Annotated in this window: 22 protein-coding genes and 1 other annotated feature; of the genes, 7 read left to right on the forward strand and 15 right to left on the reverse strand. The window is 40.0% G+C overall.

Features of this window, described 5'->3' with window-relative positions; genetic code table 11:
• Positions 1-74 precede the first annotated feature (74 nt).
• Positions 75-548: a SprT family protein gene (locus tag COJ96_RS26510; RefSeq protein WP_098576633.1), complete on the reverse strand. Its 474-nt coding sequence runs from the start codon at positions 546-548 to the stop codon at positions 75-77.
• A gap of 87 nt (positions 549-635) precedes the next feature.
• On the opposite strand from COJ96_RS26510, the gene cmpA reads away from it, so the two are divergent.
• Positions 636-749: a cortex morphogenetic protein CmpA gene (gene cmpA, locus COJ96_RS26515; protein WP_088085061.1), complete on the forward strand. Its 114-nt coding sequence runs from the start codon at positions 636-638 to the stop codon at positions 747-749.
• A gap of 213 nt (positions 750-962) precedes the next feature.
• On the opposite strand, the gene COJ96_RS26520 is transcribed toward cmpA, so the two are convergent.
• From COJ96_RS26520 to acpS, 6 genes are all read right to left on the reverse strand, one after another.
• The gene (locus tag COJ96_RS26520) at positions 963-3,137 is read right to left on the reverse strand and encodes a Tex family protein (RefSeq protein ID WP_098576634.1); all 2,175 of its coding nucleotides are present in this window, start codon (positions 3,135-3,137) and stop codon (positions 963-965) included.
• 182 nt (positions 3,138-3,319) lie between these two features.
• Positions 3,320-3,670, reverse strand: a complete 351-nt coding sequence (gene ndoA / locus COJ96_RS26525) for a type II toxin-antitoxin system endoribonuclease NdoA (RefSeq protein ID WP_007083556.1) — start codon at positions 3,668-3,670, stop codon at positions 3,320-3,322.
• A 4-nt stretch (positions 3,671-3,674) separates the two neighbouring features.
• Positions 3,675-3,956: a CopG family ribbon-helix-helix protein gene (locus COJ96_RS26530; RefSeq protein WP_007083557.1), complete on the reverse strand. Its 282-nt coding sequence runs from the start codon at positions 3,954-3,956 to the stop codon at positions 3,675-3,677.
• Between the two features lie 272 nt (positions 3,957-4,228).
• Positions 4,229-5,392, reverse strand: a complete 1,164-nt coding sequence (gene alr, locus COJ96_RS26535) for an alanine racemase (RefSeq protein WP_098576635.1) — start codon at positions 5,390-5,392, stop codon at positions 4,229-4,231.
• Positions 5,393-5,552: 160 nt separating this feature from the next.
• Positions 5,553-6,566: a LolA family protein gene (locus COJ96_RS26540; protein WP_098576636.1), complete on the reverse strand. Its 1,014-nt coding sequence runs from the start codon at positions 6,564-6,566 to the stop codon at positions 5,553-5,555.
• Positions 6,567-6,763: 197 nt separating this feature from the next.
• A complete protein-coding gene (gene acpS / locus COJ96_RS26545) occupies positions 6,764-7,114 on the reverse strand; it encodes a holo-ACP synthase (RefSeq protein WP_098576637.1) in 351 nt (116 codons plus the stop codon).
• A 99-nt stretch (positions 7,115-7,213) separates the two neighbouring features.
• Here acpS and COJ96_RS26550 point away from each other — a divergent pair, with 99 nt between their 5' ends.
• The gene (locus COJ96_RS26550; RefSeq protein WP_098576638.1) at positions 7,214-7,942 is read left to right on the forward strand and encodes a rhomboid family intramembrane serine protease; all 729 of its coding nucleotides are present in this window, start codon (positions 7,214-7,216) and stop codon (positions 7,940-7,942) included.
• Positions 7,943-8,012: 70 nt separating this feature from the next.
• Here COJ96_RS26550 and uvsE read toward each other — a convergent pair whose 3' ends face one another.
• From uvsE to COJ96_RS26570, 4 genes are all read right to left on the reverse strand, one after another.
• Positions 8,013-8,978: a UV DNA damage repair endonuclease UvsE gene (gene uvsE / locus COJ96_RS26555; protein ID WP_098576639.1), complete on the reverse strand. Its 966-nt coding sequence runs from the start codon at positions 8,976-8,978 to the stop codon at positions 8,013-8,015.
• 154 nt (positions 8,979-9,132) lie between these two features.
• A complete protein-coding gene (gene cshA / locus COJ96_RS26560; RefSeq protein ID WP_098576640.1) occupies positions 9,133-10,632 on the reverse strand; it encodes a degradosome RNA helicase CshA in 1,500 nt (499 codons plus the stop codon).
• 575 nt (positions 10,633-11,207) lie between these two features.
• Complete coding sequence (locus COJ96_RS26565; RefSeq protein WP_098576641.1) at positions 11,208-12,587, reverse strand: UDP-N-acetylmuramoyl-tripeptide--D-alanyl-D-alanine ligase; 1,380 nt, start codon at positions 12,585-12,587, stop codon at positions 11,208-11,210.
• Between the two features lie 75 nt (positions 12,588-12,662).
• Positions 12,663-13,736 carry a D-alanine--D-alanine ligase gene (locus tag COJ96_RS26570; RefSeq protein ID WP_098576642.1) on the reverse strand — a complete coding sequence of 358 codons (1,074 nt, stop codon included), beginning with the start codon at positions 13,734-13,736 and terminating at the stop codon, positions 12,663-12,665.
• A 216-nt stretch (positions 13,737-13,952) separates the two neighbouring features.
• On the opposite strand from COJ96_RS26570, the gene COJ96_RS26575 reads away from it, so the two are divergent.
• Positions 13,953-14,615, forward strand: coding sequence for a HoxN/HupN/NixA family nickel/cobalt transporter (locus tag COJ96_RS26575; RefSeq protein WP_098576643.1), 663 nt, complete (start codon positions 13,953-13,955; stop codon positions 14,613-14,615).
• 50 nt (positions 14,616-14,665) lie between these two features.
• Here the strand turns inward: COJ96_RS26575 and COJ96_RS26580 are convergent, their stop codons facing one another.
• Positions 14,666-15,442 carry a hypothetical protein gene (locus COJ96_RS26580; protein WP_098576644.1) on the reverse strand — a complete coding sequence of 259 codons (777 nt, stop codon included), beginning with the start codon at positions 15,440-15,442 and terminating at the stop codon, positions 14,666-14,668.
• A gap of 228 nt (positions 15,443-15,670) precedes the next feature.
• Here COJ96_RS26580 and mgtE point away from each other — a divergent pair, with 228 nt between their 5' ends.
• The gene (gene mgtE / locus COJ96_RS26585) at positions 15,671-17,029 is read left to right on the forward strand and encodes a magnesium transporter (protein WP_098576645.1); all 1,359 of its coding nucleotides are present in this window, start codon (positions 15,671-15,673) and stop codon (positions 17,027-17,029) included.
• 133 nt (positions 17,030-17,162) lie between these two features.
• Positions 17,163-17,756, forward strand: coding sequence for an undecaprenyl phosphate transporter UptA (gene uptA, locus COJ96_RS26590; RefSeq protein WP_098576646.1), 594 nt, complete (start codon positions 17,163-17,165; stop codon positions 17,754-17,756).
• Positions 17,757-17,844: 88 nt separating this feature from the next.
• On the opposite strand, the gene COJ96_RS26595 is transcribed toward uptA, so the two are convergent.
• The 3 genes from COJ96_RS26595 to argS form a co-directional block, all read right to left on the reverse strand.
• The gene (locus COJ96_RS26595; protein WP_098576647.1) at positions 17,845-19,671 is read right to left on the reverse strand and encodes an APC family permease; all 1,827 of its coding nucleotides are present in this window, start codon (positions 19,669-19,671) and stop codon (positions 17,845-17,847) included.
• A gap of 233 nt (positions 19,672-19,904) precedes the next feature.
• Entirely contained in the window at positions 19,905-20,369 is a 465-nt protein-coding gene (locus tag COJ96_RS26600) for a DinB family protein (protein ID WP_098576648.1), read from the reverse strand.
• A 48-nt stretch (positions 20,370-20,417) separates the two neighbouring features.
• Positions 20,418-22,112, reverse strand: coding sequence for an arginine--tRNA ligase (gene argS, locus COJ96_RS26605; protein ID WP_098576649.1), 1,695 nt, complete (start codon positions 22,110-22,112; stop codon positions 20,418-20,420).
• 245 nt (positions 22,113-22,357) lie between these two features.
• Positions 22,358-22,573: a binding site (T-box leader), on the reverse strand.
• 103 nt (positions 22,574-22,676) lie between these two features.
• On the opposite strand from argS, the gene COJ96_RS26615 reads away from it, so the two are divergent.
• The gene (locus COJ96_RS26615; protein WP_098576651.1) at positions 22,677-22,931 is read left to right on the forward strand and encodes an alpha/beta-type small acid-soluble spore protein; all 255 of its coding nucleotides are present in this window, start codon (positions 22,677-22,679) and stop codon (positions 22,929-22,931) included.
• 148 nt (positions 22,932-23,079) lie between these two features.
• On the forward strand, positions 23,080-23,352 hold the full coding sequence (locus tag COJ96_RS26620; RefSeq protein WP_098576652.1) for a hypothetical protein: 273 nt from the start codon (positions 23,080-23,082) through the stop codon (positions 23,350-23,352).
• Positions 23,353-23,584 lie beyond the last annotated feature (232 nt).

Below are 23,584 nucleotides of genomic sequence, written 5' to 3' on the forward strand. Positions count from 1 at the left end.
GACTCTTTACATTATAATGACGATACAATAGAAAGTCAACAAAATTATGAAGAAATTTTTTTCGTATTTCTACTTTACCCTAAGGTTATTTCTTTTACTTTCATCAATTTCCCTTTGCACTTTCCACACACATATCTACTAGTATCAATGCTTCTTTTCCGTCTGTATAATTGCTGACATTTCGTACATTGATACAGAAGGATCTTATTAGATTTTCGTGTTACTTTCATATCTGGAAGTTGTGCACAAAATCGCGGTGCACCAACCATTTTTAATAATTGCTTAAAGTCTTGGTCCTTATGCTGATACCCCTTCCCTTCCAGGTGAAGGTGATAATGACAAAGTTCATGTTTAATAATCCCTACCAGTTCTTTTTCGCCAAGCTGGTCGTAGTACTTTCTATTGATTTCAATATTATGTGTGCTAAGAAGGTATCTGCCGCCCGTTGATCTTAATCTTGGATTGAAGAATGCCTGATGCAAAAACAGCTTCCCAAATGACTCAACAGATATCTTTTCAACCAGTAATTGTAGTTGTTGTTGTTCCATTTTGGGTCCCTCTCTTTCTATGCGAACATGACAACCTATTATAGCATATATTGTATATACCTTTAGTACTTTTCGGGAGGTTTTATTATGCCAACTTGGTTGCAAAACCAAATGAAAAGAGCTTTCTATGAGAAGGATCGCTATCAGATCAAGATGCTAAACCAGTGCTGGTTCTTTTACAGAAAAAAACACTTCTCTTAAGATATGGAGAAAGATTTAAAGTGCAGAGCAGCAATTGGTTTTGCGCTTTTTTGTTTTTTGCTCTGTCAAAACTAAATGTTGATTTCACTGTGTTTGGAAAATAAAAAAAGTATTTTCACCGCTACTAAAATCAAAGACCAAATCGCTAGGCGAGATGGTCTTCTATCAGCCATGATAATCCTCTTTGGTCAGCAATAAACCTGGTACCCACTACTATTTCGATGGCGCCAGCATCGTTAACGCAACCCGGCCTTTTTTCATATCAACCGAATCTACCCATACGGTGACAACATCCCCTACTGATACAATGTCCAAAGGATGCTTTACAAAACGATTGCTAAGTTTAGAAATATGAACAAGCCCATCCTGCTTCACACCGATATCGACAAACGCACCGAAATCAACCACATTCCGAACTGTACCTTGCAATTCCATTCCAGCGCTAAGGTCCTCAAGTTTTAAAACATCTTTTTTCAATAGAGGGCGAGGTAATTCATCACGTGGGTCACGTTCCGGTCTTACCAAAGCATCAATAATGTCTTTTAGGGTCAATTGACCAATAGCAAGTTCCTCTGAAACAGATGTTAAATCGAGACCATTTAGGGCTGTTTTCAGCTCTTCCGAACCAAGGTCATCGGTTGTAAATCCAAGACTCGCTAATAGTTTCTTTACTTCATCATAATTTTCCGGATGAATCCCTGTCCGATCAAGCGGCTGTTTTCCATCCAATACACGCAAGAAGCCAATCGCCTGCTCATAGGTTTTCGCCCCAAGACGCGGAACTTTCTTTAATTGAACCCTACTCGTAAATTTCCCTTCCTCTTCTCGCTTTTTAACAATATTATTTGCGGCTGTTTTGTTCAGTCCAGCTACATATTGTAAAAGTGATGGAGAGGCGGTATTAACATTCACACCGACCTGGTTAACTGCCGTTTCGACCACAAAGTGTAACGATTCTGATAATCGTTTCTGGGAAACATCGTGCTGGTATTGACCAACGCCAACAGATTTCGGATCGATTTTCACTAATTCTGCTAATGGATCCTGCAAACGACGAGCAATGGATGCCGCACTTCTTTCTTCTACCTGCAGATTCGGAAACTCTTCTCTAGCTAGTTCAGATGCAGAGTATACACTTGCTCCCGCTTCATTGACAATTAAGTAGAAAATCTCCTCATCCATTTCTTTTAAAATATCGGCAACAAACTGTTCTGTTTCCCTTGAAGCGGTCCCATTTCCGATCGCAGCCATTTCTACTTTATAGTCACGGAGGATGTTAATAAATTTTTCGCGGGCTTCTTTTGTTTTTGAAACAGGTGGATGTGGATAGATCACATCAATTTTCAAAACTTTGCCTGTTTCATCCACCACTGCGAGTTTACAGCCCGTCCGATAAGCAGGATCAACTCCAATAACCACTTTACCTTTTAACGGCGGCTGCAATAGTAAGTTCCGAAGATTTTCAGAGAATATATGTATGGCTTGCTCTTCACCTTTATCCGTTAATTCATTCCTAATTTCGCGCTCAATCGAAGGTTGAATCAGTCGTTTGTAACTATCTTCCAGTGCCTCTAGTACAACAGGTGCTGCCGGTGAGTGCTGGGCACGAATCCACTTTCTCGACAAATATGTTAGAATTAAATCGGCATTCATCTTTAACGATACTCGCAAAATATCTTCCTTTTCCCCGCGGTTTAGGGCGAGAGTCCGGTGTGGGACAATTTTATTAATTGGTTCCTCATATTCATAGTACATTTCATAGACGTTTTTCTCGTCTTTTTCCGCATCTTTCACTACCGATACAACAGAACCAGACTTAAACGTTTCCTTACGAATCCATTTACGGCTTTCAGCATCATCCGAAACCCGTTCAGCAATAATATCTTTCGCTCCTGAAATGGCATCTTCCACAGTAGAAACTTCTTTTTCCTCTGATAAGAATTGTTTTGCTTTTTCCTCAATCGATTCTTTTGAGCATGTCAGCAGCCATTCAGCCAATGGTTCAAGCCCTTTTTCCTTTGCAATTGTTGCTTTAGTCCGTCTTTTTTGTTTATAAGGTCTGTATAAATCTTCAACCTCTTGAAGCTTCTCAGCCTTAGTGATGGCAGCGCTTAGTTCGTCAGTTAATTTTCCTTGCTCTGAAATAATGCGGATAACCTCTTCTTTTCTTTGCTCGAGGTTTTGGACATATTGCCAGCGGTCTAAAATATTTCTAATTTGGACTTCATCAAGTGCTCCTGTCATTTCTTTACGATAGCGAGCTATAAAAGGAACTGTATTGCCTTCATCTAATAATGAAATAACACTTTTTACTTGTTTAAAAGATACTGCTAACTCAGCAGCAATTTTCTTTAACAACTGATCATCTTTTACGATTGTATCATTCACAAAACTTGCCCTCCATTCCTTTTATTCTATTGTAGCAGAATAAACTTTCCGTTTCATTAAACGGCCATCCGCACATTTTTTTCAAAAAAAATAGGCAAGCGTCATGCTTGCCTTAGCAAATTTAAGAATGAGGACAGGATATGTATGAAAAAACGCTCTTTCTAAAAAGAGCGTGCTTTAAATTAAAATTCGATGAGACCCAGGCTTACCTGCAAGGCTTCATCCACTTTCTCCATCATTTCGTCATCGAGATGGGTGATTTTATCGGTTAACCGCTGCTTATCAATTGTGCGAATTTGCTCTAACAGAATGACCGAATCTCGTTCAAATCCGTAGCGCTTCGCATCAATTTCTACATGAGTAGGAAGCTTGGCTTTTTGAATTTGAGCTGTAATCGCTGCAACAATCACTGTGGGACTAAACCGATTCCCGATGTCGTTTTGGATGACAAGTACAGGTCGGACGCCGCCTTGTTCAGAACCAACAACTGGGGATAGGTCCGCGAAATAAACGTCACCACGTTTGACTATCAAAGGATTATCCTCCGCTTACAAGACGTTCAACTGTGTGTTCTGCCTCATATTCTGCTAAAAATGCTTCTGATGCAATCCCTAGATTAATCTTGGCCATTTCCATGTATCCACGTCTCATCGACTCGCGAATTTGTCTCTTTTTACGTTCGCGTAAATACATTTTTGTTGCCTGGTAGATAAACTCGCTGCGGTTTACATTCTCTTGTTTCACAAAACCATCTAATTCAGTTAAAAGATGTTGCGGTAACTTCACTAAGATTTCCGTAGTTGCGCCGGATTCAGACACAAACATACACCTCCACCATCACTACACACCATTTTTATCTAACCAGAATTCCTTCTGATGCATAAACGCCACTACACATGATGAATCGCCTTTTTGGCCTGTTTCACACAGTGAGTTTCATTTATTATCTGTACCATATTTAATAATAACATTAATCGAACCTATTGCATAGACTAATTATAATACTACTGTATTATAATCCAATAAAAGACCCTTTTATGCACAAATCACCGCAATATCATAAATATGATGTAAAAACTTTATTTAGGCCTTTAATTTTCGAGAAGATAATTTTTTAAATCGACAACTTTCCCTCCCTTTTTATAAAGACGCGGAACCCGGCTGGCAATGATACAGGGGACCTCATAATTAATGGTATCTAGTTTTTTAGCAATTTCATTGATTGAAATAAACTGGTTCTCCTGAGCGCCTATTAATGTGACAGGTGTCCCAATGGGAACATGATATGGCAGGCGGATCATACATTGATCCATACAAATTCTACCGACAATTGGTGTCCTCTTCCCTTCTACAAGCACTTCTTGCCCTTGCAGTTTGCGTATCCAGCCGTCCGCATACCCAATTGGGATTGTCCCAATCCACTCTTCATCATCAGTTTCATAGGTTGCCCCGTAACTCAATTTTTCACCCTTTGGCATTTTCTTAACATGAACAAGTCGAGTTCGAAGGGAAAAAGCCTCCTTTAGCTGGAAGGGAATTTTATCTTCCATCTCCAACGAAGGGGTTAATCCATACATCGCAATCCCAACCCGGACTGCATTAAAATATGTCTTTGGAAAGCGCAAAGTTGCTGCACTATTGCTAGAATGAACATATTTTGGTTTTTGTTTGAGTGCGGAAACCATACTTTCGAATAAAGCTAATTGCTGGTACATATAAGTTTCATCTAGTTCATCCGCCGTCGCAAAATGAGTAAAAATCCCTTCTAGATGAAATGGGCTATGTTCAGAAATCATTTGTTCGACGGCAGTTAATTCCGATACACTCCGCACGCCTATTCTCCCCATGCCTGTATCTACTTTGATATGAAATGAAATTCGATCTTCCGTCTTTACATATTTCAATGCCTTTTCTAGCCATTCCTTCTGAAAAACAGTAAGGGTGATATCAAATTTTGCTGCCACTTGGATATCTTCAGGACGAGATGCCCCCAAAACGAGGATAGGCGCTGTTATTCCTTTATTCCTTAGAGCGATTGCCTCATCCATAAATGCAACAGCAAGATAGGCAGCCCCTGCTTCTAGTGCTGTTTTTGCCACCTGAACATCACCATGCCCGTATGCATTAGCTTTCACAACCGCAATCACCTTTACTTGTTGAGGCAATTGTTTCTTAATGGAGGTAACATTGGCAGATATACAATCTAAATCGACTTCAGCCCATGTATCACGATAGAAAAAACCTTGTTCTTCCATGTTCCCACTTCCTAATAGCTTAATTAATTATTTCCTTATTATCACAAAATTATCATACTACTGTTGTGAAGTACAAACAAATAAGAAAAGTGCAAGCGCCCTGGCGCTGGAGCTAGACATCAAAAAAACAGGCCCAATATGAGCCTGCTAGCTAAATGATTTATTTTACGGCTTCACCTTGGACAGATGCAGCCACCTCAATTAACTCTTCTTTCGTTAAGTTCTTTGAAGCAATCATGTAATCTACACCATTATGCGACCATGAGATCGAGTGGTCCGAAACAGCCCCAATCGTCATCCCTAAGTCGACTATATCTCCTTCAACATAGGTTGGATTGGCGGAAGCCGCTTTGGCCGTAACTTTTTCCTGAACAAGAGTAAATGATTTTTTACCATCGTAGGTAAGGACTACTCTTTTCCCATCTTCAAGCGATACATCTTTTTCCTCAATTAATTTCGTTCCTTTTAATTCCACGGTTGGATACATAACTGTAAAGGCATCATCGCCGCCGTCCGCCATGGCTGGCAAATTGAGCTGTGCACGTGTCATATTCTTCTTCATATCAAAATCGTCCTTGTCAAAGCTCGCATTAAATTTCACTTTAGAAAACTCTACCGTTACAAGGGCATTTCGATCCGGATCCATTACTTTTACCACCGCAGGAGATAAGTCACTTTTATTTAGTTTAATCTCTTGGAAAGGCAGCATTGTATTATTTTGATAACGGGTTTTCGTTTCAAATACATAATATTGTTTTGTGGTAGTGAATTTTGCGCTTTTATCGGCAACAATGTCCTTAATCAGTGATTCATACAAGTAGGCTTGGCTGCTGTTTTGCGGCCAATCGCTTTGGAAACGGAAGCTCTTATTCAGTGCAGGTGTCAGAACAAATACGCCTTGATTATTCCTTAGTATCATCTGACTTTGGTCCTTTTGGGCATTTTTCAAATTCACTCGATAAAAGGTAGGATCCTTGTGCCAAATTTCCACTTTATAAACTTGTGAATCTGAACCCATTTTCAATGTCATTTTTGCATTTACTTTGTAGCCACTTAAGTCATCCAGTTTCCCAGTTAGCTCTTTGACTACATCACCTTGTGATTTAGAGCCACAGGCAGCTAGTACAAAAATGACCATTAGCCCCGTAATTAGCAGCAACAACTTTTTCCTCATTCCTTCAACCCCTTCTTGTCTCATTTCATATGATTATGGAGAAGAGAAAGGCAGGGGTCAGGCACTGGAGTTTGCTTATCCAAAATGACCATGGCTGACCTTGTCTCTCCTGTTTCCCTATGAATATATGAGACAACCTTTGGGTTTATGATAAGGAAGTTGCCGAGCTATTTTATTTTCACGAAAAATTAATGTCCCTACTCTTCTTCAATTGTTACTTGCGCTACGACATATTCTTTACTATGTGAAATGGATAGATGGGCCAGGACTTCAGGCTTTGCAATATATGGTTTTCCTGAGCTGTCATTGTCAATTTCAATATCTTGAAAGGATAATTCCTCACCAATCCCCGTTCCGTTTGCTTTTGAAAAGGCTTCTTTTGCGGCAAATCGTCCTGCTAAAAATTCTACTTTCCTTACTTCCGATAACTCCGCAAATTTCTGCTGTTCTTTTGGGGTTAACACGCGGTCGACAAACTTCTTTTGCCGCATAAGGATAGTCTGAATCCTAGAAAGTTCAATTATATCGATTCCAATCCCTTTAATCATTCTTCATCTTCCTTCTATTTGTTATATGATTAGCATAAGTAATAGTGTACAAGAATGGAAATTCGTCAATAAATAGTATGAACTCAGGAGGTGTAAGTGATGTTTACAAGAACGGAAAGCTTTCGCGATTTTATCCGCCTTTACCCAATTGTTTCTATTATTGTTACCATTCATTTAGGAATATATCTGTTAACTAGTTTACCAATCTTCCCAAACAATTGGTTCTTTGAACATCTTTCTGGAGTAAATCTTTACATTATGGAAGGGGAATATTGGCGGCTGATTACACCGACCTTTATGCATAGCGGGTTCTCCCACACGCTTTTTAACAGCTTTTCACTCATACTCTTTGGACCAGCACTTGAGCGCATTCTTGGCAGCGGGCGATTTTTATTTATTTATCTTCTCTCAGGATTCATTGCCAATGTTGCAACATTACTGCTTGAGCCGCTCACTTACACACATGTTGGCTCAAGTGGAGCCATTTTTGGACTGTTTGGCTATTACCTTGCGATTATTATGTTCCGGAAACATATGCTTTCCAAACAGAATTCACAAATTATCCTTACCCTTTGTGTCGTTAGTTTGATTATGACCTTCCTGCAGCCGAACATTAATATTACCGCCCATCTATTTGGCTTACTTGGCGGCTTCTTGCTAGGAGCCATTCCCTATTTTAATAAAAAGGAGCTTTCAGATTCGATTAAAGGTACCGCAAACTGGGCCAGCAACAGGAAGAAAAGCATTTCATACCAATCCCCTTGGAAGGTTCTCATCTGGGCCGCCATTATTATCATTGCCATTATTGGTTTACTTGCGCAAAAATAACAGGGATTTGCAGTCGAATGATCTTTCACTGCGATCCCTATTTCTTTGCCCAACTCCCCCAGCCGACTCTTTATTCGATCATAAAACTCGATTGGTCAATCCACATAATTCCGTCTCTTCCTTGTAAATCCTCTGCAAGTTGGAAAAGCGCCGCATCTTTTTGCTTCGCCTCAATCATACAGTGAATTTCAGGAACGGTCCCTTTAATTTGCCGTAAAAACCACAGAAACATTTGGGAGTCAATTGTATCCGCATGTGCTCGAAAATCCTTTTCGGAGCGCGGACTGGAAATATGCATCTTGATTGGCAGCGGAGACTGGGTCCAGGTTGCAACAATCCTCCCCCAGTCCGCCGCCCATTCTTCTTCCTCATGGTGTGCAAGGTGATGATGGTAATCAAACACCATTGGAATGCCTAACTTTTCACATAGATAAAGGGTGTCTCTCACCGTAAACGTCGTATCATCGTTTTCGAGCATAATCATCTGCTGGATGAACGGGGAAATATAGGCCCAATTATGAATAAACTGCTCGAGAGCTTTCTCCTTATCGTTATAACCACCACCAACATGAAGTACACACCGATGTTCGGGATCAATCTCCATTCCTTTTAGCAAGGCTTTATGCATGGCGAGCGTTTTTAAGGAATTTTTTAATATATCCTTATCCGGTGTATTAAGAACGACGAAATGGTCCGGATGGAAATCAATCCGAGCTGGGTGTTCCTTTATATAAACAGCTAGCTTCTTGAGTGTATCTTTTAAAGGACTGATATAGTCCCAATCCAGTAATTCCTCATGATTAGCAAGCGGAATGAGTCGTGAGCTGAACCTAAAAAAGTGAATTTGATTGCCTGCATTATGTTTTAAAAGACGCAGACAATTTTCTAAGTTTGAAATCGCAATTCTCTCTAATTTACGAATTGCTGCGTCCCGGTCTTTTATTTTTTCAAATTGAGCAAATGTCATCGTTTGCGAAGGGGAAGCATTCTGAAGCTCCACACTCATTGCCACATAACCGAGTCGTACCAACGTCATCATCATCACTCCAGCGGATTGTGTTTATGCTTACTATTCCCTTTTAAGCATAGAAAAAAGCATGAACGAAATCGTTCATGCTTCTATATCTGTCTAGCTACAGCGCCTAGGGGCTCGGGGTCATAAGCCTGGGCAAGGCGCTTCCGCTTTTCGATTAGTGATTAAATGTTCTTGGCTTTGATGATGGTTTACCGCCGCCGCCAGTTCTTTTTTCACCACTGCGTGGTCTTGCAGGCGCTTTTTTGCGATTATTATCGCCACGGTATGAACCTGAACCTCTAGAATCATCTCTTCTTCTACGGTCACGGTCGTTATACGGCTTTCTTTCTCTTCTTTGTGGAAGCTGTTCTTCTGTTAACTTAATTGGTGTTGTATCCGGCTCTTTCGTTAACATTTTCAATACAGCTGCGATAACGGTTGATGCATCATTTTCTTCCAGCAATTCTTGCGCTGCCGCTTTATAATAATGTAAATTGTTTGATTCAATCGTTTGGACGATCTTTTCTACAACCGCTTTTTGTTGGCCTTCTAACGCCTCATCAAGGGTAGGAGCCTTCATTTTATCCATTTTGCGTTTTGTAGTTTTTTCCACAACCGCAAGATAGGATTTTTCACGTGGTGTAATAAAAGTCATCGCTACACCTGTTTTACCAGCACGGCCCGTACGTCCTATACGGTGAACATAGCTTTCTGGATCCTGCGGAATGTCAAAGTTGTATACATGGGTAACTCCAGAAATATCTAGACCCCTTGCAGCCACGTCAGTAGCAACAAGAACATCAATCGTACCTTCTTTAAACTTGCGAAGGACAGAAATCCGTTTTGCCTGACTTAAATCTCCGTGAATACCTTCCGCTGTATAACCTCTTAACGTTAAAGCTTCTGATAATTCATCCACACGGCGCTTTGTCCGGCCAAACACAATCGCAAGCTCTGGTGATTGTATATCTAAAAGTCTTGTTAACACATCAAATTTATTTCTTTCTTGAACCTCAAGGTAATATTGTTCAATGGAAGGTACAGTCATTTCTTTTGTTTTCACACGAACAATTTGCGGTTCCTTCATGAACTTTTCAGCCATTCTTTGAATTGGCCCAGGCATGGTTGCTGAGAAAAGTAAAGTTTGGCGTTCTTCTGGTGTTGCAGCAAGGATGGATTCAATGTCTTCAATGAATCCCATGTTTAACATTTCATCCGCTTCATCAAGGATGACGGTGTTAACTGTATCAAGACGCATTGTTTTTCTGTTGATATGATCCAATACACGTCCTGGTGTACCAACAATGATATGTGGTGCTTTCTTTAATGAGCGGATCTGGCGGCTGATATCTTGCCCGCCATAAATTGGCAGTACACGCACCCGTTTGCCCGAACCAAGTTTATAAAGTTCTTCAGACACTTGAATCGCAAGTTCACGAGTCGGCGCAATAATAATCCCTTGAATAGCATCTGCTTTAGTATCAATTTTTTCAACCAATGGAATTCCAAATGCAGCTGTTTTCCCTGTTCCTGTTTGAGCTTGCCCGATCAAATCAATTCCTTTTAGCCCCAACGGAATAGTTTCCGACTGAATTGGTGTTGCTTCCTCAAAACCCATTTTAAGGACAGCTTGTAAAGTAGCCTGACTTAGGCCTAATTCTTCAAACTTTGTCAATGTTTTCATTCTCCTTCATCTATGTGAAAATATTTTTGAGAGCTGAATATTTTCGCCTAATACTCAGAAAAGCGGTAGCGCCTGCTCGGATTGAGGCGAAAAGCGCTGGAGGGCCTTAAGGTGAAGTCCGTTATGGATTCATCAAGAATGGATTCCTTGATGAAAAAGGATATAGATCATCTAAGATGAAATAGGTTTTTATTTCATCGGGATGGTAGTGGATAGTTTATCTTCATCTTAGGCAGGACCGAAACGAATCAGGTCCCCATGGCGCTTGAGCTGACACGCATCAAAATGCCGTAAATAGGTAACATCTTTATTTTACCAAAAAAAAACATCCTCCCTCAAGGAGTATGCCCTTTAATCATCGTTCTTTAGACACGTTGATGAACATCATACCACTCTTGCTAGTATTTTGCAATCAAGACAAGTTTGTTACATTCCCAAACCAATCTTATTACCTCATCAAAAAGTCTAATGCAAAAATGAAAGGGCACCTTCTCACACAAAGGGTTCTTTGTTATTTTTCATTTCCCAGCTTGAAATCATTCATGATCTTATCAGTTTTAATTTCCTTAATTTACCTGTAAAGCAGTGACAATTTCTTCTAATTTCATTCCTCTTGATGCTTTGATAAGAACTAACGTTTGATGGTCTACATGTTGCCTTAATTCCTGAATGAGTGCTTCTTTTTCTGTAAAAGCAAAGACTCTTTCTTGCCCTAAAACCATTCTAGCCTTATTTGCAATATGCATCCCTAAAGTCCCATAAGTGAACAGGAGATCTACTTTTTCATCGTTTAAGGCTTCTCCTATTTGCTGATGATATTGTTCTTCTTGTGGACCAAGTTCTAGCATATCCCCTAGGACAAGGATTTTACGTCCGTAGCCTTGAAGATTCGATACTAATTCAATGGCAGCCATCATTGAGGTCGGGCTGGCATTATACGCATCGTTAATTATCTTTTCGCCCTGCTTCCCTTCGACTAACTCCATCCTCATATTGGTCAGCTGAATACTCGCTAACCCCTCATTCATTTTTTCAAAAGGAATCGAAAAATAATTAGCGATTAACATCGAAGCAAGTGCATTTAAAATATTATGTGTTCCGAGGACTGGTAGTTCAAACGCAGTCTCTGACATGTTAATTCTAAAACTATTTCCATTCTCTAGCTGCTTAATTTCAGTGGGATATAAATCATTTGTAACGTTTCTCCCAAAAGTCTTCAACTGGATATTTCCTTTGTGCTCTTGAATTCTTTCCATAAGCAGCGGCTCATCACCATGGAGTACGGCTAGTCCCCCATCTTTTAGCCCCTGTAGAATTTCAAGCTTTGCTTCTGCAATTCCTTCTCTAGAACCTAGGTCAAGTAGATGCGATTCGCCAATATTGGTAATTACGACAGCATCCGGACAGGCAAGATTTGTTAGAAACTCAATTTCTCCCCTGCCGCTCATGCCCATTTCGAGGACGGCAATTTCAGTGTCCTCGTTTAATCCTAAAACAGTTAACGGAAGACCAATATGATTATTATAATTGCCTTCTGTCTTTAGAACCTTGTATTGTGTTGATAGAATACCCGCTGTCATGTCCTTAGTTGTTGTTTTCCCGTTGCTTCCTGTAATGCCGACTACTTTTACCGCTAATTGTTTCCGGTAGCTTCTTGCTAATTCCTGTAAGGCAACAAGGCAATTTTCTACGATCACTATCGGCAAGTGTAATGGAGGATTGGGCACATCCTTTTGCCAAAGAGCCGCTGCTGCTCCTTTACGGATCGACTCTTCGACATATTTATGTCCATCGGCATGTTCTCCCTTAAAAGGGATAAATAAGTTCCCTTTTTCAATTTTACGTGAATCAATACATACACCCGAGATTATCGTGTCAGCAAACGAAATGATAGTGTCCTTGGCAGGTAGCATCTCAGCAATCTGTTTTAACGATCGTTTTATCATGGATATCCTCCTTCTTTGACTTTGAATAGGTTTTAAATACAAACGGACACGGCATTACAGCCGTGTCTCTGTTTTTTAGAAAGTAAACTTAATCTGTTGCTTCTCAGCATGCCTTTCTTTAGCAAGTTGAACTAGCCGCTCGATCAATTGCGGGTATTCTAACCCCGTGTGCTTCCATAAGAGCGGGAACATACTAAACGGCGTGAAGCCAGGCATTGTGTTTACTTCATTAATCAATGCTTTCCCATCTTTAGTCAAAAAGAAATCCGCACGAACTAAACCAGAACAATCTAAAGATTTAAAGGCCTTAATCGCCATTTCTTTTAGCTGCGCGTATTCCTCGTCAGTAATGTCAGCTGGAATGATTAGTGCTGTATCTCCGCTTTCATATTTTGCTTTGTAATCGTAGAAGTCCTTCTTCGGAACAATTTCACCGGCTACTGAACATTCAGGTTCATCATTTCCAAGCACCGCCACCTCAATTTCACGGGCAACAACGCCTTCTTCAATAATGACTTTGCGGTCAAATTGAAAGGCTTCAGCAAAGGCTGCTTCTAATTCAGCGCGATTGGTACATTTGCTGATACCGACACTTGAACCTAGGTTCGCCGGCTTCACAAAGCAAGGGTAGCCAAGTTCTGTTTCGACCTTGCTATAAGCCTCAGCTTTAGCTTTCTCCCACTCACTCTTAATAAAAGCTACATAGTTCACTTGGGCAAGCCCTGCTTGCGCAAACACATTTTTCATCATGACTTTATCCATACCCGCAGCCGAAGCAAGCACTCCATTGCCAACGTATGGAAGGTTAAGCAATTCTAATAAGCCTTGGACGGTTCCATCTTCCCCATTCGGACCATGTAACAACGGGAATATCACATCTAATGTTTCCTGCTTTTCCGCTTGGAAAAGTGTTGGGGCTAATGATAAAGGTGATAACTGATTCCCCTCTGAAAATTCTAGCGCCTTTACATTTTCTACCGGCTCACTTAATTGCGGTCCTTTAATCCAATTTCCTTGGGTATTTATGTAAATAGGATGAATATCAAATTTCTCATGATCTAACGCCCGAATGACAGCCAATGCCGTTTGCAGGGAAACTTGATGTTCAGCTGATTTTCCTCCATATAATAAACCTAATTTTGTTTTCATACGAAACCTCCATTTTCTCATTCACGGTTATATTTTAACACTTATTTTAAAAAGAAAGGAAATGTAGTCATTCGAGTTTTTAAGTTTTTTCCTACCAAAATATTTTATGATTGCTACAGCTTGCTTAAAAACTCGTGCTGGCAAATTTGGCAATTTTCTATACTTATTTTATTTATCCTGTATAATTGTGTTGAAACTTTTTTTGGAGGCGAGCTGATGACGGGAACACTTTTATCGATATTATTATTAGGCTTTTTGCTAGGAATTAAGCATGCGATCGAGCCTGACCATGTTATTGCAGTATCCACGATCGTGAGCGAATCAAAAAATATAAAGCGCTCCGTCTTTGCAGGTGTCTATTGGGGGATTGGGCACACTGCTACACTCTTCCTATTCGGAATGATATTGATTGTCGCCAAAAATACAATCACAGATACCGTCGCCTTGAGCCTTGAATTTATCGTAGGGATCATGCTCGTTAGTCTCGGCCTAAATAGTCTTTTATCTTTTATGAAACATCGTCATCCACATCCCCATCATACCCCAGACAAAGAAACAAAGGGGAGTACCCATCTTAAATCCTTTTTCATCGGTCTCATTCATGGGCTTGCAGGCAGTGCAGCTATGGTTTTATTAACAATGAGTACCGTTTCGACTGCATGGCAAGGTGCATTATACATACTTATCTTTGGCTGTGGCACGATTGTTGGAATGCTTACCTTTTCAACGGTAATCGGAATCCCATTTGTGTTAACATCAGGGAAGCAAGTGAATAGATATTTGAACAGCCTCGCAGGCATTGTCAGCATATTATTCGGAATTTATTATATGTATAACTTAGGTGTGAACGAAGGATTATTTAGCATGTGGTTCTCATAACAAACAGTCCCACCCAAATGGAGTGGGACTTATTTTTAAAGCCTAAAGATTTAGACAACGTTTAATTTCCATTCTTTTGTTTTTTTATCAAAAATGATTTTTGCATGACACGGTTTCGATGAGACTTGCTCATATTCCTCCAACATATCATCCATATTGGCGAAATCGCCAATCACCCAAATAGGAATTTCAATACGCGTCCGTTGATGGTCGGAATCTCGTAAGGAAATACAAATCCCTTCCTTAATGAACGGCGTTAGGGACAAAAGGATTTCTTTATTTACTTGTGGATAGGTCTTTTTCTTTCGAAAGCCAAGAATGGACTTTTCAACTTTAAGATCCCCTAGTTTCCCTGCAATCACTTCACTTAAAACATGGAAGAAATCCTTGAAGCTCCGGTAATAGGTTTTGTTAAACCAGCCATCATCTTGAGCCAAATAAACAAAACGGTTACCTAGTTTATTATAAAAAGGCAATTTCAAATGGTGCTTTAGATGACCTAAGTATAATAGTTCAGCGATTTCCTGACCTGTCAGTTCATTCAACACATCTTCCTCAATAAAGTCAATCCAACAGAAATTTCCGTAACTATAGACATCTTCCCCTGCCAATTTATTAATTCTATCATCTGGACAATATTCAAGTTGGGTATGCATATTAAAATCAGCATCATCAAAGCGGTGCGCAAGTAATAGCAAGGGATTTAATGAACCTGAAAAAGCAGCAGCGAATTCAGCAAATTCGATGCCGGAAGACATTACATACTGGTCTGTTTGGTTTAAATGGACATAGATGAGATCCTGTATGTCTTGATGATGCTTTTTCAATGCAAAACTCCTCCGTTCAACACATGAAATGATTTAGTCAATACTTCCTTATTTTATCAAATAATAGTCCAAATAGCTTATTTCAATTCTTTTACAAATAATAAGATTGATTAACACATACTAGATTTATGATTATTGGATTATTATTTGTTAACTTTCCTTTTTCATCTATATTTCTTTTGTAAATTAGAATTTATTCATTAGCAAGATAAGGAGCTGGTTTCATCCATGATTAAGGATATGACTCAAGATGAATTAAGTCTTTATATCATAAAAACATTAAAGGAAAACAGAAAAACGGAATTTGAAAATATACTTGATGAACTCCAGCCCTATGATATCGCTAAGATTTATGAGGATTTACCTGAAAAACATAAAGGGAGATTTCTCCTATTTTTAAAATTTGATGTTCTTGCTGATTTAATGGAAGAACTTGAAAAGGAAGATCAGCTTGGCTTATTAAATCTTTTAGGAATTGAAAAGTCTAGTAAGGTCCTTGATTTAATGGACAATGATGACCTGGCGTCATTACTGAATGAATTATCGCCTGAGAAAAAAGATTCCCTTCTTTCAGGAATGAAGGCCGAGGAGTCTAATGCTGTTCAAGATATTATGAAATATCCACCAGAGACGGCCGGCAGAATCATGACGAATCGGTTTGTTTGGATTCGCAGCTCTTATACGGTTAGGGAAGCGGTTGACAAGTTTAAGGTGTTCGCTGAATTTGCCGAATCCATTAACTATCTATACGTTATTGATGAAGACCGGAAATTGGTTGGCGTCGTTTCTTATCGTGATCTACTCTTAGCAGAGCTAGATGAAAAAATAAGGACCATTATGTATGAACGGATCATTTCTGTTACAGTCGTGACAGACCAAGAGGTTGTAGCGCAAATCGTGGAGCGCTATGATTTCCTAGCCATCCCCGTCGTCGATGAGAATAATGTCCTCGTCGGGATTGTCACTGTGGATGACATTATTGACATCGTAATAAAGGAAGCCAATGAAGATATTGAAAAATTATCGGCATCTGGAAAATCCATTGACTTTGAAACAAAGACTTTAGTTGCAGCCGCAAGAAGGCTTCCATGGCTCATCTTGCTTTTATTTATCGGTGTGGTTTCAGGAAGAATTATCAGCAGTTTTGAAGATACGCTAAAGCAAGTAGTCGCGCTGGCCTTTTTTATGCCGATGATTGCCGGCATGACTGGAAACACAGGGACACAATCGCTGGCAGTCGTCGTTAGAGGATTGATTTCGTACGATATTAATAAAGGTGTGATTGCACGATTAATTGCAAGGGAATTGGGTGTTGGGATTACCATTGGTATGACTTGCTCTATTTTGATTGCAGTGATTGCATATATTTGGCAGGGAAGTCTCATTTTAGGGGCAGTAGTCGGCAGTTCTCTATTTTTCACGCTCATCATTGGAACACTTGCAGGGACAGTTATTCCGCTTATTCTCTTTCGTTTAAAAATTGATCCTGCTGTTGCCTCAGGACCCCTAATTACCACTTTGAATGATATATTTTCACTGCTTACCTACTTCGGGATTGCCACCATGTTTTTAAAATATCTCATGTAGAAAAAAATCAGTGAATTGTTTTTTGATTTTTTAGGAATGTCCCAAAGAAAGGGACCATATTTATTTCTTAAATAGACAATCTGGTTTACACTAGGAAGGGAGATACTAACATATAGTTAAGTGAAGGTGAATTATGACAGATTTTATTAGTTCGATCTTGGAGTTTTTATCACAATTGGGCTATTTCGGCATTGCAATAGGATTAATGATAGAGATTATCCCGAGTGAAATTGTTTTAGGCTATGGCGGTTATATGATTTCGCAGGGACATCTTAATTTTATTGGATCCGTCATTGCCGGGACCATAGGCGGAACACTTGCACAGTTATTTTTATATTGGGCCGGTTATTACGGCGGCAGACCTTTTTTAGAAAAGTACGGAAAATATGTACTTATTAAAAAGCATCATATCGATATAGCTGAACAATGGTTTGAAAAATATGGAGCCGGTGTTATTTTTTCAGCACGCTTCATTCCTGTTGTCCGGCATGCGATTTCCATCCCAGCAGGTATTGCTAAAATGTCAGCAGCCAAATTTACGCTATACACGGTAGCAGCTATTATTCCGTGGACGATTCTATTCCTCTACTTAGGTAAAGTCTTAGGCAGTAACTGGGCACATATTAAAGAGTACGCACAACCATACGTAATGCCCGCCATTTTCGGAGCAGTTGTTCTAGGAGCCATTTATTTTTTAGTCAAGAAGACAAAGAAAACCACCGACTAAATCCCGGTGGTTTTGCTTTGCTTAAAATTTTCTTTGCGCCTCAGTAAAGCGCCTGGAGCAGAAATCAAAATGCCCAAATTAAAATGTGTTATTTTTTGAAATGAAATGGGAGTGTTGACACAATAACCCTCTTTTTAAAAATAAGATAGGTACGAATCAATAAACTTGATTGGTTGTGCAAAATATTGTGCCAGTTTTTCTTTGTTATAAATTGCGGAATCAATACGGTCACCCGATATTGGTTTTCACTTGCTTTATGTTCTACCGTATCGATAAATTTCGATAGAGGAATCAGTACACTTCGGTAATGCGACTGTAGCGTAACGAGCCTTACATCCGGCTGCCATTGCTTCCATTTTTCCTCGAAACGCTTTTCGTCCTCACGATCAAAGGACACATACACCGCAAAGATTTGATCCGTTAACGATTTGGCATAATTGATTGAGTTTTCAACAACCTTAGTAATCCCGGCGACAGGGACAATAATAACATTTCCCTCAATCGGAGGCGCAGGATCACCTGGATGGATTCTTAATTGTTCGCCAACGGCTTCATAATGATGATTTATCCGTTTGAAGGCAAACACGATAATGGGTAAAAAGATAACCACAAACCATACTTGGCTAAATTTAGTTAAAAAGAAAATGATTAATACAGCTAAGGTAATCAAGGCACCGATTAGATTGGCAGCGAGTTTTGCCACCCATCCAGCTGGTTTTTCCCGTAACCACTTTATAATCATCCCTGATTGCGACAAGGTGAACGGGATAAATACGCCAACCGCATAAAGTGGGATTAAGTGCTCTGTTTGACCTCTAGAGAAAATAATAAGTAAAATCGAAGCTACTCCTAAGGAGACAATCCCGTTAGAATACCCCAGTCTGTCTCCCCTAATGGTAAACATCCTTGGCATATATTTATCCTTGGCAAGCGCATAGGCTAATAACGGAAACGCGGAGTAACCAGTATTAGCGGCCAGAACTAATATAAGTGCGGTTGTACCTTGGACAAAGAAATATAGGTAATTACGGCCAAAAGTTTCTTTGGCAATTTGTGAGACGACCGTTTCGTCATGTTTTGGTGAAATTCCGTAATAATAAGCCAGGAAAGTAATACCCGTAAATAACAAAGCGAGCAATGTCCCCATTAAAATTAATGTTTTGGCCGCATTCTTTGGTGCTGGGTCTTTAAAACTTGGAATGGCATTTGAAATGGCTTCCACCCCTGTTAATGCTGAGCATCCCGATGCAAAAGCGCGAAGCAGCAAGAACAGTGTTATTCCTTGAACAGGTGTCCCGATGGCTGCCTGTTCAACAGTTGGTGAGACATCGCCTGTCATAATTTTAAAAAGACCCACACCAATTAAAATAAACAGCGCTACAACAAACAAATAGACAGGATAAGCTAAGATGGATGCTGACTCCGTTATTCCACGCAGATTGAGAATGGTAATAAAGACTACCAGAACGCAAGCGATTCCAACGGTATGCTGGTGTAAAATAGGGAAAGCGGACGTGATCGCATCCGTACCAGCAGATATACTTACCGCTACCGTTAATATGTAATCAACTAAAAGGGATCCCCCTGCAATTAATCCCGCTTTCTCACCAATATTTTCTTTCGAAACAATATAGGCCCCGCCGCCATGGGGATAGGAATAAATAATTTGTCGGTAGGAAAGGATTAACGCAGCTAATAGAAATAATACTCCAACAGCAATCGGTACTGAGTACCAGTAAGCAATGACACTAACCGTTGCTAACACAATCAGAATTTGTTCAGTCCCGTAGGCCACAGATGATAGGGCATCGGAGGATAGTATCGCTAAAGCCTTTAGGATATTTAATTTTTGTTCGCCTAGTTCCGTTGATTTTAACGGCCGGCCGATTAAGAATCTCTTAAAAGAAGAGAGCACTGGATTCACCCACCACATTTGAAGTAAAATTACCGATTGATTTTAACACAACACCATTTTTATATGAAGTGTTTTATTTTTGACAGGTATACGAATTTCCACAAAATATCAATGTGTCACTACATAGTCTTTTCCTAATCAGTCCGATTAATGAAGAAAATTATCCTGTAAAGGTAAAAAAAGCATGGAGCCCTTATTAGGACCCCATGCCTTCACACTAATATTTATTCAAACTAATTTACGTTCGCTTTAATAATTCGCTTCATTGCCTGCATTTGTCCTAAATGAATCCCCTCATGGAAAAGTGCAAAATTGGCTAATTCACCAAAGGTTTCTTGACCAAGGAATGGGGTTTTTAGTCTTTGGTTAAAGCTCTCCACTGGAATTTCTTTGATTCGTGCTAATTGGTCTTGCAACTGAATGATTAATTCCTGAACGGAGGGAACATCCCCTTCCCAGGCAGCCGGACTCGTTCCTGTGGCAAATAACTGCATATAGTTGGCTGGCAGCTGAGTTGTTTTTTTCGGAAAGCCAAACATAAATTGCTCAGCAACTGTGAGAACATGACCCACATGCCAATGGATCGTATTATTAAATCCATTGGGCTGAATACCGGCGGTCCCTTCTTCTAGATCCCCCACAAAGTTAACAAATCTTCCTCTTATAAGCTCAAAATGCTTAAATAATAATTTACTCATCTTTTTGCCTCCCTTTCAATTGCTTAGCCGAAGCTCAAATTGATTATCCTACATTTCATCAGGGGCTTCCAATCCTAACAATCGTAACCCCTCTTTTAAAACTTCCGTTACCGCAAAGACTAGCGCTAACCGGCCCTGCTGCTCTGCGCTGTCCTCGAGGATTTTTACTTCCGCATAATATTTATTGAACGCTTGTGCCAGGTCAATAATGTATTTTGCCACTTGGGACGGATCGAAGTTGGTACAGGCTCTTTGAACCGCAGGAGCGAATTCCATTAAGAGGCTGGTTACCTTCCATTCCTTCTCCCATGAGTTGGTGTAAGTTGCAGCCTTATACTCAGTCTTCCCAGTGGCTTTTCGTAAAATGGAACATGCCCGTGCATAAGTATATTGGACATAAGGACCTGTTTCACCTTCAAAGCGAAGCATCTCTTCTAACGAAAATTCAATATCGTTCATTCGGTTATTCTTTAAGTCATGGAAAATAACCGCGCCAACTCCCACTTGTTTAGCTACCTTATCTTTGTTAGCAAGATTAGGATTTTTCTCTTCAATATTATGTCGAGCCATTGCAATCGATTCATTTAAAACTTCTTCTAATAAAACAACCTTCCCTTTTCTCGTCGACATTTTCTTTCCGTCTTTTAGCATCATACCAAAGGGAATATGGTGCATTTGTTTCGACCAATCATAACCCATCTTAGATAACACTGCGATTAACTGTTTAAAATGAAGACTTTGTTCATGGCCTACGACATATAAGGATTGAACAAATTGATACTCCTCCTGTCGATAAAGAGCGGCAGCTAAATCACGGGTCGCATACAAGGTGGCCCCATCCGACTTTTTAATAAGGCATGGCGGAAGTTGTTCTTCATTTAGTTCGACCACTTGTGCCTGCTCGGACTCAACGAGTAAATGCTTTTCCTCTAGAAGTTGAACGACGCGATCCATTTTGTCGTTATAAAAGGCCTCACCTGCATATGAATCAAATTCAACATTCATTAGCTCATATATTCTGGAAAACTCTTTTAATGACTCATCGCGGAACCATTTCCAAAGCTCTAATGCTTGCGCGTCACCGTCTTCCAGTTTCTTAAACCAACTCCGTCCTTGATCTTCAAGAGAAGGGTTGCTCTCGGCTTCTTCATGAAATTTAATATAAAGGGACAATAATTCCTTAATCGGATTGGCTTTAACCTTGTCGGCATCTCCCCATAATTGATAGGCCGTGATTAACTTCCCGAACTGCGTCCCCCAGTCACCCAGATGATTAATTTTAAGGGGTTTATAACCGCATTTCTCTACAATTAGTGCGAGTGAATTGCCGATTACAGTTGAACGCAAGTGCCCCATTGAGAAGGGTTTTGCAATATTAGGAGAGGACATGTCAATCGTGACAGCCCCGCCGTTCCCAAACGTCAGCTCACCATACTTCCCCTTTTGTGCGAGGATATCTCTTACAACTTTTTCGGATGCCGTCTTTTTGTTTAAAAAGAAATTAAGATATGCCCCAACCACAGTCACTTTTTCAAAAATGGGGGATTGAATTTTTTTACATAATTCTTCGGCAATCAGATTGGGGGATTTTCTTTTTAGCTTCGCTAACGTAAAGCAAGGAAAAGCTAAATCCCCGTGCTCCTGGTTTTTGGGCTTTTCAAGCATAAGTTCCAAGTCTTTCAGTGTCATCTCTTGGCCAAGCAAATCATGTAAGATCGATGCCAGCTCTTGTTTAAAATTCATTCGATTCAACCTCCTATTTTTTTATAAAGGGCTGTGTTAAACTAGTCTGTTGATTTCCGTTCCAGGCACTTCGCTTTCCGCGGGCGTGACGGGGAGCCTCCTCGTCGCTTTGCTCCTGCGGGGTCTCCCCTGCCCCGTACTCCCGCAGGAGTCTTCGTGCCTTCCACTCTAACCAACAGGTTGCCATAATCAACATTAATCTTTAACACAGCCTTATAAAAATGCAAAAAACTCCCGTCTCTATTAAAAGAGACGAGAGTTAAACTTCCCGCGGTACCACTCTAATTGTTCACATAATGAACCAGCTTTCTTTTGTAACGGAGGATCCTCCGGCATACCCTACTTTGCCTTCGGGCATGCATCTCAAAAGTGCGCTTCATTATCTATCCTGTATCAGGCTCACACCACCCCTGAATCGCTGGACCATCATAGATAACTACTCTCTTTTTCATTGATTTTTTCCGAATTTATTATCAGTTATTATACTGGATTAATATGGGTTTTTCCAGTGATTATTGATTATTTTTTACATTCGGGAAATCCTAACGTAAAGGAGGGATTTTAATGGCGAGAAGAAGAAATAAAATCCTTGTTCCAGAGGCGCGAACTGGCTTAGATGCGTTGAAGGCGAAAGTCGCAAATACCGGTAACCCGGAGGATGCGAAATTTGAAGCAGCACAAGAGGTGGGGGTTCCATTGAAAAAAGGTTATAACGGCCAACTCACCTCAGAGCAGGCAGGGAAAGTAGGCGGCCGGCTGGGCGGCAGCATGGTTCGCGAATTGGTAAAGATGGCACAAGAAAACCTAGCAAAGAAATAATGCCCGGGGCCAAATTTACTTGGCCCCGTTTCCAATCTGAGTGTCTAATACAAAAGTCAATACACAAAATTAAAAAAATAATATTTTCAAAAAAAGTTTGACAATTCTGTGACAATTGATAGAATATTCTTACAGGGAGTTGATGATGATGCAGGAAAAACACTTAAAGAGTATTTTTACATTTAAGAAAACAGCTATCTTCGGAAGCGGTTTAGGAATCATTCTCATTTTGTTCGGTCAATTTGTAAACGGTTACAATACTGCGTATTTTTTAACCGCACTTGGATTTGGAATCCTCGCTGGTTCCGTAGTCAATTACCTTTTCGGAACTTTTTTAAGTTTAATGGAGGAATTCACTGGCAACCGTAAGAATGCACCAAAAATGACCACTGCTGCAAAGAATCTTTATCTTATAAAATAAAAAACGGATCCACATAGGTACGCGTCGATTTGAAAAGAAGACATGTACATACTAAAGGGTTCCGACGCAAGGTGCTTTTCTTAAAGTATATTGGTATATAAAAAGGTAAAACTCGCCATTGTGCGAGTTTCTTTATTAGGAACTCATTCAACTTTAAATACGATATCTTTTCCTTAATCGAATAACCAGCAAAAGTAAAATAAGCGGAGATTTGAGACTGTCGATTAACTCA

The organism is Bacillus sp. AFS073361, from assembly GCF_002567005.1.
Classification (GTDB): domain Bacteria; phylum Bacillota; class Bacilli; order Bacillales; family Cytobacillaceae; genus Neobacillus.